Genomic DNA, 14,963 nt, shown 5'->3' with positions numbered 1-14,963 from the left:
TATTCGCCGTGTCGACGAACTCGCAGAATTGTCAATCGAATTGTCCGCGTCGTTGGCCGCTGCTCACCGGCCTTTGAGCGTTGCGATCATTCGACTTCGGAAATTGGCTGGTAGCGGGGGAACACACCCGCGGGAGCGGGCAGCGCCGTGCCGGGAGCCAGGCGCGTGCCGACGGCGGCGAACGCGCGTTGCTCTGACGGCTGGCCGAGCAGATCCAGCAGCTTGCCGGCCGATTCGGGCATCACGGGCTGCACCAGGAGTGCGGCGATGCGGACCGCCTCGCAGGTGACGTACAGGACGGTGCGGAATCGTTCCTGATCGGCCTGGGACTCGCTCTTGCGCAACACCCACGGCTGCTGCGCCGAGAAGTACCTGTTGGCCTCGCCGAGCATCAGCCAGATCGCTTCCAGTCCCAGATGCATCGCCTGCGAGTCGAAGCTGGCCCGCACGCGTTCCAACAGCCCGTCGGCCGTGGCGAGCAACTCGGTGTCGGCGGCAATCAGCTCACCGGGTTCGGGGACGACCCCATCGAGGTTCTTGGCGATCATCGACAACGACCGTTGGGCCAGGTTGCCCAGCTCGTTGGCCAGGTCGGAGTTGATCCGGGTGACGATGGCGCCTTCGCTGAAGCTGCCGTCCTGGCCGAAGGGCACTTCGCGCAGCAGGAAATAGCGCACCTGATCTACCCCGAACTCCTCGATCAGGTTGATCGGGTCGACCACGTTGCCCACCGACTTGCTCATCTTCTCGCCGCGGTTGAGCAGGAACCCGTGCGCGAAAACCCTACGCGGCAGCTCGATTCCGGCCGACATCAAAAACGCCGGCCAGTACACGGTGTGGAAGCGGATGATGTCCTTGCCGATCATGTGCAAGTCGGCCGGCCAGTAGCGCCGGAACCGCTCGGATTCCGTGTCCGGGTAGCCGACCCCGGTCAGGTAGTTGGTGAGCGCGTCGACCCAGACGTACATGACGTGGTCGGGATGCTCGGGCACCTGCACGCCCCAGTCGAACGAGGTGCGCGAGATGGACAGGTCGCGCAGCCCGCCCGAGACGAAGCTGACCACCTCGTTGCGCCGCACGTCGGGCGCGATGAAGTCGGGGTTCGCCTCGTAGTGGGCTAGCAGCTTGTCGGTGTAGGCCGAGAGCCGGAAGAAGTAGGTCTGCTCCTCGGTCCAGGTCACCGGCGCGCCGGTCTCCACGGCCAGCCGGGTCCCGTCCTCGAGGAGTTTGGTCTCCGATTCGACGAAGAAGCGTTCGTCGCGCACCGAGTACCAGCCCGAGTAGGTGTCCAGGTAGATGTCACCGGCCGCCGACATCCGGCGCCAAATCTCCTTGGATGCCTCGTGGTGGTCGGGATCGGTGGTGCGGATGAACCGGTCGAAGGAGATGTTCAACCGCTCCTGCAGCCGCTGGAACACATCGGAGTTGCGCCGCGCCAGCTCGGGTGTCGGGATGCCCTCGGCCGCCGCCGTTTCGACCATCTTGAGGCCGTGCTCGTCGGTGCCGGTCAGAAACCGCACATCGAACCCGTCGAGCCGCTTGAACCGGGCGATCGCGTCGGTTGCGATGTACTCGTACGCGTGCCCGATGTGCGGATCGCCATTGGGGTAGGTGATCGCGGTGGTGACGTAATAGGGCCTCATCGCCCCCAACCTTATTTGGGGGCGACCTATTGTGTGCGCGTGAGTTCCAAACGCCGGCCGCCCCCGGCCCCCGAGCCGTTGAGCCCGCTCGTCGATGCGCACACCCACCTGGATGCGTGTGGCGCCGCCGACGCCGAGGGGGTGCGGGCCATCGTGGACCGCGCCGCGGCGGTCGGGGTGGGTGCGGTCGTCACGATCGCCGACGACCTGGACTCGGCGCGCTGGGTCACCCGCGCCGCCGAGTGGGACCCGCGGGTCTACGCCGCGGTGGCCCTGCACCCGACCCGGGCCGGCGCGCTCGACGACCCCGCCCGCGCCGAAATCGAGCGACTGGTGGCCCACCCCAGGGTGGTGGCCGTCGGCGAGACCGGCCTGGACCTGTATTGGCCCGGCCGCCTGGACGGCTGCGCCGAGCCGGCCGTGCAGCGGGAGGCGTTCGCCTGGCACATCGACCTGGCGAAGCGGTGTGGCAAACCGCTGATGATCCACAACCGCGACGCCGACGCAGAAGTGCTCGACGTGCTGGCGGCCGAGGGCGCCCCGGACGCGGTGATCTTCCACTGCTTTTCCTCGGATGCCGCCATGGCCCGCCGCTGCGTGGACGCCGGATGGCTGCTGAGCCTGTCCGGCACCGCGAGCTTCCGGAACGCGCACGCCCTGCGCGAAGCCGTCCCCTTGATACCGCCGGAACAGCTGCTGGTGGAGACCGACGCACCATTCTTGACGCCCCATCCGTATAGGGGGACGGCGAATGAGCCGTATTGCCTTCCTTATACTGTTCGCGCGATCGCCGAACTGGTGGATCGTCGCCCGGAAGAGCTGGCCGAGATAACCACGGGCAATGCTCGACGGGTGTACGGATTGGTCACCGTGTGACGTAAACGACCTGGCGAATTGTTTAAATTCGCCGCGTCGGAGTTGCCCGACAGTGACCGGTTCGTTACCGTCTTGTGATCGAACGGTAGGGCCTTATGGGCCCTTAATTTGTGACTTGCTGCTGAATGAGTGGGTTGTTGAGGGTTGGGTAGCGCGCGTTGAGTGTATTGACAAAACTTCATCAGTCCCCGTCGCCGATGTTGCGGCTCGTAGTCGGAGGGCTGCTGGTAGTCCTGGCATTCGCGGGCGGATACGCGGTCTCGGTGTGTAAGACGGTGACGTTGACCGTCGACGGGGTCGCGATGCAGGTGACCACCATGAAGTCCCGGGTGATCGACGTCGTCGAGGAGAACGGTTTCGCCATCGACGAGCGCGACGACCTGTATCCCGCCGGGGATGTCGCGGTGCACGACGCCGGCAAGATCGTGTTGCGGCGCAGCCGTCCGCTGCAGATCTCGCTGGACGGCCATGACACCAAGCAGGTGTGGACCACCGCATCGACCGTCGACGAGGCGCTGGCCCAGCTGGCGATGACTGACACCGCCCCGGCCGCGGCCAACCGCGGCAGCCGCGTTCCGCTGGCCGGAATGGCGCTGCCCGTCGTCAGCGCCAAGACCGTCCGCATCAACGACGCCGGCGCGATCCGCAATGTGCACCTGGCGGCACCGAACGTCGCCGGCCTGCTGAGCGCCGCCGGCGCGCCGCTGCTCGACAGCGACCAGGTGGTGCCCGCCGCGACGGCGCCGATCGTCGACGGGATGGAAGTCCAGGTGACCCGCAACCGGATCCAGCAGGTGACCGAGCGGATCCCGCTGCCCCCCAACGCCCGTCGCATCGACGATCCGGGCATGAACATGAGCCGCCAGGTCGTCGAGGATCCGGGCAGCCCGGGCACGCAGGACGTCACCTTCTCGGTGGCCACCGTCAACGGCGTCGAGACCGGCCGGCTGCCGATCGCCAACACGGTGATCACGCCCGCCCGCGACTCCGTGGTCCGCATCGGCACCAAGCCCGGCACCGAGGTGCCTCCGGTCAGCGACGGTTCCATCTGGGACGCGATCGCGGGCTGTGAGGCCGGTGGAAACTGGGCTATCAACACCGGCAACGGGTATTACGGCGGTGTGCAGTTCGACCAGGGCACGTGGGAGCGCAACGGCGGTTTGCGGTTCGCGTCGCGCGCCGACCTGGCCACCCGCGAGGAGCAGATCACCGTTGCCGAGGTGACCCGAGAGCGCCAGGGTTGGGGTGCGTGGCCAGTGTGCAGCGGAAGAGCTGGTGCACGCTGACCATCCGGCTACTCGGGCGTACCGAGATCAGGCGGCTGGCCAAAGAACTTGAATTTCGGCCACGGAAATCCCTGGGCCAAAACTTCGTCCACGACGCAAATACGGTGCGCCGGATAGTCTCGACCTCCGGGGTGAGCCGGTCTGACCACGTCCTGGAGGTCGGGCCCGGCCTCGGGTCGCTCACCCTGGCGTTGCTCGACCGCGGCTCGCCCGTCACCGCCGTCGAAATCGACCCGGTGCTGGCCGAACGGCTGCCCCAGACCGTCGCCGAGCACTCCACCAGCGAAAGCCAGCGCCTGACGGTGGTCAACCGCGACGTGTTGACCCTGCGCCGCGACGACCTGGTGGTGCAGCCGACCGCCGTGGTCGCCAACCTGCCGTACAACGTCGCCGTCCCGGCGCTGCTGCACCTGCTGGCCGAGTTCCCGTCCATTCACACCGTGACGGTGATGGTGCAGGCCGAGGTCGCCGAGCGACTGGCCGCCGAGCCGGGCGGCAAGGAGTACGGCGTGCCGAGCGTCAAGGTGCGCTTCTTCGGCCGGGTTCGTCGTTGCGGCATGGTGTCGCCGACCGTGTTCTGGCCGATTCCCCGGGTCTACTCCGGGCTGGTGCGCATCGACCGCTACGCGACCTCGCCGTGGCCCGCCGACGAGGCGTTCCGTCGCGAGGTGTTCGCACTCGTCGACATCGCGTTCGGGCAGCGGCGCAAGACCTGCCGCAACGCGTTCGTGGACTGGGCCGGCTCGGGCAACGAGTCGGCGGATCGGTTGCTGGCCGCCAGCATTGACCCCGCCCGCCGCGGTGAGACGCTCTCGATCGACGACTTCGTGCGGTTGTTGCAGCGATCCGCCGACCGCCCCCACGGCGCCGCCGAGACGACTCCGCGGAGCGCCGAGCAGGGGGCGTCGGCCGGCTGACGGGGGACCGCCGGGGCGCCGTTGCGTGTGGTTGGCTCTCAGCAGCGATAGTCTGCTGCCGTGTCAGCGTCTGACGGCAACACCGCCGCGGCTTGGGTGCCCACCGGGTCGGTCACCGTTCGGGCTCCCGGAAAAGTCAACCTCTACCTGGCGGTCGGCGACCGCCGCGAGGACGGCTATCACGAGCTGAACACGATCTTTCAGGCCGTTTCGCTGCTCGACGAGGTGACGGTTCGCAATGCCGATGTGCTCTCGCTCGAGATCGTCGGCGAGGGCGCCGAGAAGCTGCCCGCCGACGAGCGCAATCTCGCCTGGCAGGCCGCCGAGCTGATGGCCGAACACGTCGGCCGGGCACCGGATGTGTCGATCATCATCGACAAGTCGATTCCGGTGGCCGGCGGAATGGCCGGCGGCAGCGCCGACGCGGCGGCCGTGCTGGTCGCGATGAACTCGCTGTGGGAACTCAACGTTCCGCGCCGCGACCTGCGCGCGCTGGCCGCCCGGTTGGGCAGCGACGTCCCGTTCGCGCTGCACGGCGGAACCGCGCTGGGCACCGGACGCGGCGAGGAGTTGGCGACGGTGTTGTCCCGCAACACGTTCCACTGGGTGCTGGCGTTCGCCGACAGTGAGCTGCTGACGCCGGCCGTCTTCGCCGAACTGGACCGGCTGCGCGAGGCGGGGGACCCGCCCCGGCTACCCGCTCCCGGACCGGTGCTGGCCGCCCTGGCCGCCGGCGACGCCCCGCAGCTGGCGCCGCTGTTGGGCAACGAGATGCAGGCGGCCGCGGTGAGCCTGCACCCCGCCCTGCGACGGACGTTGCGCGCCGGCGTAGCGGCCGGGGCGCTGGCCGGGATCGTGTCCGGGTCGGGCCCGACGTGTGCCTTCCTGTGCTCGTCGGCGGCCGCCGCGGTCGACGTCGGCACCGAGGTGTCGGGGGCAGGCGTGTGCCGCACGGTGCGGGTCGCCAGCGGGCCGGTGGTGGGCGCTCGGGTGGTCCCCACACCGACCGAGGTGTGACGCCACTCTTGGCGGTGTGAAAAGCACCCCAATTCGCGCATTGGTTTGGCGCCACCCTAAGAGGAGTTTAAGATCATGCGCGGTGACGGGAAGCGTTGAGCAAGATCACTTAATTCCATCGTCCGCCGGGTGTTCCGGCGGGCGATCAATGCATCGGGCCGGGCAAGGTTTCTGCGGCCCGATTCGTGCTTATGGGGTGATCGGGCGCCGCCGCATCGCGGCGGGGGCGGACGCGTCATCGATCCGAGACCTAACCGCCGCCCAACCGTGTTTGCGTGCTTGCGGCGAAGAGTTACCCGGCGGGCGGAACATGAGATTCCGGGCATCGGGACGAGGGCTGGAACCGAGGAGGCTTTTGTGAGCAGGTTTACCGAGAAGATGTACCGCAATGCCCGGTCCGTGACGACGGGCATGGTCACCGGTGAACCCCACGAACCGGTCCGCCACACCTGGGGCGAGGTCCACGAGCGCGCGCGCCGCATCGCGGGTGGCCTGGCCGCCGCGGGCATCGGGCCCGACGACTCGGTCGGCGTGCTCGCCGGCTATCCGGTGGAGATCGCGCCGACGGCGCAGGGCCTGTGGATGCGCGGGGCCAGCCTGACCATGCTGCACCAGCCCACGCCGCGCACGGACCTGGCCGTGTGGGCCGAGGACACCATGAACGTCATCGGCATGATCGAGGCGAAGGCCGTCGTCATCTCCGAGCCGTTCCTGGTGGCCATCCCGGTGCTCGAGGAGAAGGGCATCAAGGTCGTCACCGTCGCCGATCTGCTCGCGGCGGAGCCCATCGAACCCGTCGAGGTCGGCGAGGATGCGCTCGCGTTGATGCAGCTGACCAGTGGCTCGACCGGATCCCCCAAAGCGGTGCAGATCACCCACCGCAACATCTACTCCAACGCCGAGGCGATGTTCATCGGCGCCCAGTACGACGTCACCAAGGACGTCATGGTCAGCTGGCTGCCCTGCTTCCACGACATGGGCATGGTCGGCTTCCTCACCATCCCGATGTACTTCGGTGCCGAGCTGGTCAAGGTCACGCCGATGGACTTCCTGCGCGACACGCTGCTGTGGGCCAAGCTCATCGACAAGTACAAGGGCACCATGACCGCGGCGCCCAACTTCGCCTACGCGCTGCTGGCAAAGCGGCTGCGGCGCAACGCCAAGGCCGGCGACTTCGACCTGTCAACGCTGCGGTTCGCCCTGTCCGGCGCCGAGCCCGTCGAGCCCGCCGACGTCGAGGACCTGCTCGACGCCGGCAAGCCGTTCGGCCTGAACCCCTCGGCGATTCTGCCGGCCTACGGCATGGCCGAGACCACGCTGGCCGTGTCGTTCTCGGAGTGCAACGCCGGCCTGGTGGTCGACGAGGTGGACGCCGACCTGCTGGCCGCCCTGCGCCGCGCCGTACCCGCAACCAAGGGCAACACCCGCAGGCTGGCCACGCTCGGCCCGCTGCTGCGCGACCTCGAGGCGCGCATCATCGACGAGAACGGCGACGTGATGCCCGCCCGCGGCGTCGGTGTCATCGAGCTGCGCGGCGAGTCGCTGACGCCCGGCTACCTCACCATGGGCGGCTTCATCTCGGCCCAGGACGAGAACGGCTGGTACGACACCGGCGACCTCGGCTACCTGACCGAGGAGGGCCACGTGGTGGTCTGCGGCCGCGTCAAGGACGTCATCATCATGGCGGGCCGCAACATCTATCCCACCGACATCGAGCGCGCCGCCTGCCGTGTCGAGGGGGTGCGGCCCGGCTGCGCCGTCGCGGTGCGGCTGGACGCCGGCCACTCCCGCGAGACGTTCGCGGTGGCCGTGGAGTCCAACGCCTTCCAGGACCAGGCCGAGGTGCGTCGCATCGAGCACCAGGTCGCCCGAGAGGTGGTGGCCGAGGTCGATGTGCGGCCGCGCAACGTGGTGGTGCTCGGTCCGGGGACCATCCCGAAGACGCCGTCCGGCAAGCTGCGCCGGTCGACCTCAGTCAGCCTGGTCACGCAGTAAGGGCCGGCCGGGCTACCAGGCGTGGACGCTGTTCTGCGCGGGCTCTAGCCCCAGTTCGATCAGCAACTCGGTGGCGTCCGCGGCCTGTTCGCAGATGGTAGGAACCTCGGCGCGCTCGGCGGCATTGAAGGCCTCCAGCACGAACGCCGCCGGATCCTTGCGCCCCGGCGGACGGCCGATCCCGATGCGAACCCGCTGAAAGTCCTTGCTGCCCAAGGCATTAGCAACCGAACGCAGGCCGTTGTGGCCGCCTTCACCGCCACCGATCTTGAGCCGGATACGCCCGAAGTCCAAGTCGAGATCGTCGTGGATGACGATGACGTCGCCCGGTGTCACCGAGTAGAACTTCGCCAATGGGCCGATCTGACGGCCGGATTCGTTCATGTAGCAGCGCGGCTTGGCCACCACCACCGAGCGCCCGGCGAGCCGGCCGCTGACGATCTCGGCGCCGGAACGCTTGTGCGCCTTGAACTTCGAACCCATCCGCGCCGCCAACAGGTCGGCGACCATGAACCCCACGTTGTGCCGGGTCCGGGCGTAGTTGTCTCCGGGATTGCCCAGGCCGACAACCAGCAACGGCTCGGCCACGCTGTGATCCGCCTACTCGGACTCGGCCTCGGCGGCCTCTTCTTCGCCGGCCTCGGCTTCCTCTTCGCCTTCGACCGCCGCGGCCTCCTCGGTGACCTCGCCCGCGCCCTCTTCGGCGAGTTCCTCGGCCGTCGGCGCGGTGACCACGTTGACCACCAGGGTGTCCGGGTCGGAGATCAGGGTGACGCCCTTGGGCAGGGTGATCTGTCCGGCGGTGAACTGGGTGCCGGGCTCCGCGCCCTCAACCGAGACCGTCAGCTGCTCGGGAATCGACAGGGCGTCGGCCTCGATTTCGATGGCGCTGGCGTCCTGGGTCACCAGGGTGCCCGGCACGGCCTCGCCCTCGATGAGGACGCGGACCTCGACGACGACCTTTTCGCCGCGCCGCACGACCAACAGGTCGGCGTGCTGGATGGTGCGGCGGATGGGGTGGATGTCCAGCGACTTGGTCAGGGCCAGCTGTTCCTTGCCGTCGATGTCGAGAGTCAGCACCGCGTTGGTGCCGGCGTGCCGGAGCACCGCGGCGAAGTCGTGGCCGGGCAGTTCCAGGTGCTGCGGGTCGGTGCCGTGGCCGTAGAGGACGGCCGGGATCTTGCCGTCGCGGCGCGCTCTCCGGGACGCACCCTTGCCGGTCTCGCCGCGGACGGCGACCTTCAACTGGTTGAGTGCTTGCTTGGCCATCGTGTCGCTCCTGTGTGCTCGCTCGTGTTCGGGGCACGGCCAGGATCGCGACGTTCGTCGGTCTCCGTCGATAACGGTGCTGGCCAGCCAGCCACCCTCGCCGTGACGCCCGGCCAGGTTAGCGCATCCGCACCTCAGAGGGGAAATTCGGCGGCCGCCGTGCCGGGCCTGAGTCACACCCGTCACTCGCCCCGGGGCATGTTGCGAGTGCCCACCTTTGAGCGACAAATCGGCGGCAGGCCGGCTGGGCCCGGTGGCCCACCCCGCCGGCAGGCCGGGCGGGCCGGGGGTCCACCCCGTTGTCGCGCGAAGGCGGGCAAAACGCCTATCGACCCCGCCGAGGGACCGATGTGGCGGACGTGACCGATGGGATCAGCGGCTCAGAGCGGGAACTGCGTCTTGGTGAGCTGCTCGGACAGCGACCACAGCGCCGCGGCGGTGGCCGAATCCCGGGCACGCGGGCTGCGCCCGACGGGTTGGGTGCGGCCCAGCTGGCCGAATCGGGGCCCGACGAAGGTGTCGCCGGGCAGATTCTGGGACGCCGCGTACAGCGTTTGCCGGGCGCCGAAATCGGCGTCGGTGGCGACCACCCTGGTGACCGCCGACATCAGCGTGTCGCCCAGCTTGCGGCCGGAGGCGCCCTGCAGGTTGGTGTGCGAGTAGCCGGGGTGGGCCGCGAGCGCCCGCAGTGGGGAACCGGCCGCGATGAGGCGGCGCTGCAGCTCGCTGGTGAACAGCAGGTTGGCGAGCTTGGACTGGCTATAGGCCAGCCAGGGCGAATACCGCCGGTTCTGCCAATTGAGGTCGTCGAGGTTGATGCTCCCGGGCCAGTGCGCCATCGACGACACGGTCACCACGCGATCGGTCAGCTTGGGCAGCAACAGGTTCGTCAGCGCGAAGTGACCGAGATGGTTGGTGCCGATCTGGGTCTCGAAGCCGTCGACCGTCAGCGCGAAGGGGGCGGCCATGATCCCGGCGTTGTTGATCAGCACGTCGGCCTTGCCCACCCCGTCGGCGAACCGGCGCACCGACGACAGGTCCTGCAGGTCGAGCTCTCGCACCTCGACCTGGCCGGCCATCCGGCTGGCGGCCGTCTCGCCCTTGCGGATGTTGCGGACGGCCATGATGATCGTGGCCCCTCGTCGCGCCAGCTCGCGGGCGGTCACGGCGCCCAACCCGCTGTTGGCACCGGTGATGATGACGGTTCGTTCGGCGAACGACGGTAGATCTGCGGCGGTCCAGCCAGTCATGACTGAACAGTAGCGACATCGAACTCCAGCGGCAGGGTCATGGGCCCGGTGATTCCGCTGACGGCCTTCCACGGGGCCGGGCCGGTTCGGCGGGGATGGGGCATGCGCTCGGTGATCACTCGCAGCGCTTCGGTCAGTTCCAGGCGCGCGAGGTGCGCGCCCAGGCAGTAGTGCACTCCACCGCCGAACGTGAGCATCGCCGGCGGGTCGTCGCGGGTGATGTCGACCCGGTCGGGTGAGTCGTACACGCTCGGATCACGGTTAGCCGCGGCGGTGTTGGCGAGCACCAAGGTGCCGGCGGGAATGCAGAACCCGGCCAGCTCGACGTCCTCGGCGGCCTGGCGGATGGTGCCGAAAATGATTGGGGAGTAACGCATCAGCTCATGCACCGCGCCGGCCGCCAGCTCGGGGTGCTGGCCAAGCAACGCCCACTGGTCGGGGTGATCGGCCAGCGTCTGCACCGCGGCGGCCAGCTGGTTGCGCGTGGTGTCGGTACCGGCGCCGAGCAGGGTCGCGCACAGCATCAGTAGTTCGTCGTGGGTCAGCCGATCACCGTCGTCTTCGCAGCGGATGAGCTCGGAGATCAGGTCGTCGGACAGCGATGCGCGCCGCCGCGCGATCAGCTCCTCGAGGTAGGCGTCGAGGTGCTCCCACGCGGCCAGGATCGCCGGGCCGTCTTCGGCGACGTTCCAATCGAAGATCTTCTTGATGTCGTCGGTCCAGTCGCTGAACAAGTGCCAGTCCTCGGGCGGTGCGCCCAGTAGCGCGCAGATGACCGGCGTGGGGTAGCGGCGGGCGATGTCGACGACGACGTCGCAGTGGCCCACGGCGGTGAGCGGTTCGACCAGGCCGGTGATGATCTCGACGACCAGACGGCGCAGCCGCTCCGCGCCCCGGGGGGCGAACGCCTTGGACACCAGCCGGCGCAGCCGGTGATGCGCCTCGCCGTCGAGCCCGAGGATGTTGCTGATCGCCCGGTCCCACAGTGGGCCGGAGGCGACGCCCTGCAGGTCGAGCCCGAGGCCGCGCGCGGTGACGAATCTGCTGTCGCGCAATACGGTCCGGACCAGCCCGTAGCTCAGGACTTCCGGCCCGTGCGGGCCGATCGCGATCGGCGACTGCTCGCGGGCACGGTCGATGATGCGGTGCGCCTCGTCCGGGTCGGTGAGGTGGTCATAGGCAATGACGGGCAATCCGGCGTCGAAAGCGTTCGGGCGGGTGGCCGTTTGGGCGATTGTCATCGGGTTCTCCTCGGTCGGGTTGAGTCGACTATCCGGCGGCGAGCGGGCAAGACCATCCGCCGCTACGCGCATATGTGCGCGCAGGGGGTCGTAGATCCGCGCGGTCGGCGAGGGTGGATCTGCGCGTTCTGGCCGATGTTTTGCCCCGTCGAGGACACGATGCTGGCTAACATGAGCCAACATGCGGAGAATCCGGCGCTAACCTGGAGCGATTTGGGCGTGAGCGATTTGCTGCCGACTGGAACGGTGACATTGCTGCTGGCCGACGTCGAGGGCTCGACGCGGTTGTGGGAGACCCAACCCGCGCAGATGACCGACGCGCTGGCCCGGCTGAACAAGGCCGTGAACGAGTCGGTTGCCTCCCACGACGGGGTGCGTCCGCTCGAACAGGGTGAGGGCGACAGTTTTGTGGCCGCGTTCGCGCGGGCGTCCGACGCGGTGGCCTGTGCGCTGGAGCTGCAGCGCGCCCCGTTGGCACCGATTCAGGTGCGCATCGGGATACACACCGGCGAGATCCAGCTGCGCGACGACGCGAATTACGCCGGTCCGACGATCAACCGGACCGCGCGGCTTCGGGATCTGGCGCACGGTGGGCAAACGGTGTTGTCCGGCGTGACCGAGTCGTTGGTGGTGGACCGGTTGCCAGACGACGTGTGGCTCGCCGATCTGGGTAGCCATCCACTGCGGGATCTTCCGCGCCCGGAACGTGTTGTGCAGCTGTGCCACCCGGATCTGCGCAACGAGTTCCCGCCACTTCGGGTGCGTACGGTTGTTGTGTCCCATAACCTTCCGGCTCAGCTGACGAGCTTTGTCGGACGGCAGGCGCAAATGGAGGAGCTGTGGCAACTGGTCGTCGGCAACCGGCTGGTGACGCTGACCGGGGCCGGCGGTGCCGGAAAGACCCGGCTTGCAGTCGAGATCGCCTCCCGCCTGACCGGTGAGTTCTGCGATGGGCTGTGGTACGTCGACCTGGCGCCGATCGCCATCTCGGCCGTGGCGCCGGTGACCGTGGCCCGCACGCTGGGCCTGCCCGATCAACCCGGCCGTTCGACCATGGAACTGCTCGTACGTTTCTTCAGCGAGAAGAAAGCCCTACTGCTACTCGACAACTGTGAGCATCTGCTCGATGCGTGCGGGACCATGACCATCGAATTACTGGCGGCGTGTTCACAATTGACGATCCTGACCACCAGTCGTGAGCCGCTCGGGGTACCCGGCGAGCTGAGCTGGCGGGTGCCGTCGCTGTCTCTTGAAGACGAGGCCATCGATTTGTTCACCGATCGCGCCCGGCGTGCGCGCCCCGAATTCTCGGTGGGAGAGGAAAACCAAGCGATTGTGCAGCAGATCTGCGCCCGCCTCGACGGCATGCCGCTGGCCATCGAGCTTGCCGCGGCGCGAGTTCGGGCATTGTCGCTGGGCCAGATCGTGGGGAGCTTGCATGATCGCTTCCGCCTCTTGACCGGAGGCGCGCGAACCGCGGTACGCCGCCAGCAGACGCTACGTGCTTCGGTGGATTGGTCGCACGCGCTCCTCACCGAACCGGAACAGGTTTTGTTTCGACGGCTCGCGGCTTTCGCCGGCGGCTTCGATCTGGATGCCGCCCAGGCGGTCGGCGCCGATAGCGATGCCGAAACGTACCAGTTGCTGGACCAATTGAGCTTGTTGGTGGACAAATCTCTCGTAGTCACCGATGACACCTGCGACGGTATGCGGTACCGGCTTTTGGAAACGGTTCGCCAGTATGCGCAAGAAAAACTCGGTGAATCCGGTGAGGCCGATCGGGTGCGAACTCGCCACCGCGACTACTACAACACCAGGGCTGTCGCGTTTGAATCGCAGGGGCTTGCTGGTGTTGATCCGCTATTGCGTTGGGCGCGAAGCGAAATCGAGAATTTGCGCACCGCCTTTGGTTGGAGCCGGGAGAACTCAGACCTCGAAACGGCGACGCGGCTCGTCCTGTCGCTGCAGCCATTGTGGTTGCGGGGCGGGCGCATCGGTGAGGCGTTGGCGGGTTTGGACGCCATCTTGAAGGATGAGGGGTACTCGTCGATCGCGCCCGCGGTGCGGGTGGCGGCGGTGATCGAGCGCCAGTTCCTCGCCGCCTGGTTGGGCCTTCCAACGGAATTGAGTACGGCGACGGAAGCGCTGGATGTGGCTCGCCAACTCGATGATCCGGCGCTCATCGTCCGTGGCCTGATCGCTTGCGGAATGAGCGCCGTCTACCACGCGGAGGTGGTTCAGCCCTACTTCGCCCAAGCCGGCGAACTCGTCCGCGCGGCCGGTGACCGGTGGGCCCTGTGCAAAATCTTGAGCCACCAGGCGACGGCGGGCGCTATGGGGGGTGAGCCGACGCCGACGCGTGCCGCCGCCGAAGAGGGGCGCGAGCTCGCCGACGTGCTCGGCGATCGGTTCTACTCACGAAACTGCCGGACTTGGCTCGTCGTCGCCCTCATGCAGCAGGGGCATCTTGCCGACGCGGCTGCAATAGCACGGTCATTGGCCGCGGAGGCCGCAGAAGCCGGGGATGCGGTGATGGAGGCGTACGGACTCCTGGTGCACGGGGTGGTATTGGCCCGTCAAGGGCATGGCCCGGCCGCGCGCGCAGCGGCCCTGTCGGCACGGGCGGCGGCGGAGTCGCTGGGTGGAGTTGCGGAAGACACGGTGTACGCGGTCCTTGCTGATGCCGCTTTGGCTTCCGGCGACGGTGCTGCGGCCATTCAGTTCAGCGAGACCGCTTGGAAGCACACGAATTCACTGCGTGAGGTCTTCACCCGGTCCACCAACCCCATCGCCCAGGCGGCCCACGCAAGCGGTGATATGGCGGCCGCGCGCCGCTGGGCCGACGAAAACGTCACAATCGTCCCGGGTTGGCAACGAATACCGGCGCTGATCGCGCGTGCTTATATCGCGATGACTGAAGCCGATGCTGGAACCGCGGAGCGGGACGCGCACGAGGCCCTCACGGTCGCGTCCCGCACTCGGGGATATCTACACGTCGACGACGCCCTGGAATGTCTCGCCCGCCTGGCCGCCGACAATGGCAATCATCCGCACGCGGCGCGCCTGCTGGGCGCCGGGGCCGCCATCCGAGACACGATGGGGCATTTCCGCTTCCCGATGTACCAACCCGACTACGACGCGGCGGTGATTGGGGTGCGGGAAGCGCTGGGCCCGAACGACTTCGATGCCGCATGGACCGAGGGCGCGGCGCTGTCCACCGAGGAAGCCATCGCGTACGCGCAACGTGGTCGCGGCGAACGCAAACGCCCAGCCAGCGGTTGGGAATCGCTGACGCCCATGGAGCATGATGTGGTGCGCCTGGTCGTAGAAGGACTGGGCAACAAGGAGATCGGCGCGCGGCTGTTCATCTCACCCCGGACGGTGCAGACGCATTTGACCCACGTTTACGCGAAGCTCGGCCTGACGTCGCGCGTTCAGCTCGTCCAAGAGGCCGGTCGGCACGCCTGAA

General features: G+C 68.0%; 11 protein-coding genes. 6 read left to right on the top strand and 5 right to left on the bottom strand.

What is annotated here, in order from left to right:
- Positions 1–86 precede the first annotated feature (86 nt).
- Entirely contained in the window at positions 87–1,643 is a 1,557-nt protein-coding gene (metG, locus tag A5732_RS19585; protein WP_076051196.1) for a methionine--tRNA ligase, read from the bottom strand.
- Between the two features lie 33 nt (positions 1,644–1,676).
- Here metG and A5732_RS19580 point away from each other — a divergent pair, with 33 nt between their 5' ends.
- The 5 genes from A5732_RS19580 to A5732_RS19555 all read left to right on the top strand — a co-directional run bounded on the left by A5732_RS19580 (position 1,677) and on the right by A5732_RS19555 (position 7,734).
- The gene (locus A5732_RS19580; protein WP_076103069.1) at positions 1,677–2,519 is read left to right on the top strand and encodes a TatD family hydrolase; all 843 of its coding nucleotides are present in this window, start codon (positions 1,677–1,679) and stop codon (positions 2,517–2,519) included.
- A 158-nt stretch (positions 2,520–2,677) separates the two neighbouring features.
- Positions 2,678–3,805, top strand: coding sequence for a resuscitation-promoting factor (locus tag A5732_RS19575; RefSeq protein WP_196770822.1), 1,128 nt, complete (start codon positions 2,678–2,680; stop codon positions 3,803–3,805).
- Entirely contained in the window at positions 3,769–4,722 is a 954-nt protein-coding gene (gene rsmA / locus A5732_RS19570; protein WP_076051194.1) for a 16S rRNA (adenine(1518)-N(6)/adenine(1519)-N(6))-dimethyltransferase RsmA, read from the top strand. Before A5732_RS19575 ends, rsmA begins: the two co-directional genes overlap by 37 nt.
- A gap of 60 nt (positions 4,723–4,782) precedes the next feature.
- Positions 4,783–5,739, top strand: a complete 957-nt coding sequence (locus tag A5732_RS19565; protein WP_076103068.1) for a 4-(cytidine 5'-diphospho)-2-C-methyl-D-erythritol kinase — start codon at positions 4,783–4,785, stop codon at positions 5,737–5,739.
- A gap of 357 nt (positions 5,740–6,096) precedes the next feature.
- Entirely contained in the window at positions 6,097–7,734 is a 1,638-nt protein-coding gene (locus tag A5732_RS19555; protein WP_076103067.1) for a fatty acyl-AMP ligase, read from the top strand.
- A 12-nt stretch (positions 7,735–7,746) separates the two neighbouring features.
- Here A5732_RS19555 and pth read toward each other — a convergent pair whose 3' ends face one another.
- The 4 genes from pth to A5732_RS19535 all read right to left on the bottom strand — a co-directional run bounded on the left by pth (position 7,747) and on the right by A5732_RS19535 (position 11,494).
- Complete coding sequence (pth, locus tag A5732_RS19550; protein ID WP_076051191.1) at positions 7,747–8,322, bottom strand: aminoacyl-tRNA hydrolase; 576 nt, start codon at positions 8,320–8,322, stop codon at positions 7,747–7,749.
- Between the two features lie 12 nt (positions 8,323–8,334).
- Positions 8,335–9,003 carry a 50S ribosomal protein L25/general stress protein Ctc gene (locus A5732_RS19545; RefSeq protein WP_076051190.1) on the bottom strand — a complete coding sequence of 223 codons (669 nt, stop codon included), beginning with the start codon at positions 9,001–9,003 and terminating at the stop codon, positions 8,335–8,337.
- Positions 9,004–9,383: 380 nt separating this feature from the next.
- Positions 9,384–10,253, bottom strand: coding sequence for an oxidoreductase (locus tag A5732_RS19540; RefSeq protein WP_076051189.1), 870 nt, complete (start codon positions 10,251–10,253; stop codon positions 9,384–9,386).
- On the bottom strand, positions 10,250–11,494 hold the full coding sequence (locus A5732_RS19535; protein WP_076103066.1) for a cytochrome P450: 1,245 nt from the start codon (positions 11,492–11,494) through the stop codon (positions 10,250–10,252). Before A5732_RS19535 ends, A5732_RS19540 begins: the two co-directional genes overlap by 4 nt.
- A 159-nt stretch (positions 11,495–11,653) precedes the next feature.
- Between A5732_RS19535 and A5732_RS19530 the strand changes: the two genes are divergently transcribed.
- Positions 11,654–14,962 carry a LuxR family transcriptional regulator gene (locus A5732_RS19530; protein ID WP_076051327.1) on the top strand — a complete coding sequence of 1,103 codons (3,309 nt, stop codon included), beginning with the start codon at positions 11,654–11,656 and terminating at the stop codon, positions 14,960–14,962.
- Position 14,963 lies beyond the last annotated feature (1 nt).

The sequence above is a fragment of the Mycobacterium colombiense genome (assembly GCF_001953985.1).
GTDB classification, from domain to species: Bacteria; Actinomycetota; Actinomycetes; order Mycobacteriales; family Mycobacteriaceae; genus Mycobacterium; species Mycobacterium colombiense_B.
This window is presented reverse-complemented; position numbering and strand designations above follow the sequence as displayed.

Coding starts and splice junctions, on each gene's coding strand:
- A5732_RS19540 (WP_076051189.1), bottom strand. CDS start 10,253: ATGACTGGCTGGACCGCCGCAGATCTACCGTCGTTCGCCGAACGAACC.
- A5732_RS19545 (WP_076051190.1), bottom strand. CDS start 9,003: ATGGCCAAGCAAGCACTCAACCAGTTGAAGGTCGCCGTCCGCGGCGAG.
- metG (WP_076051196.1), bottom strand. CDS start 1,643: ATGAGGCCCTATTACGTCACCACCGCGATCACCTACCCCAATGGCGAT.
- A5732_RS19535 (WP_076103066.1), bottom strand. CDS start 11,494: ATGACAATCGCCCAAACGGCCACCCGCCCGAACGCTTTCGACGCCGGA.
- A5732_RS19530 (WP_076051327.1), top strand. CDS start 11,654: ATGCTGGCTAACATGAGCCAACATGCGGAGAATCCGGCGCTAACCTGG.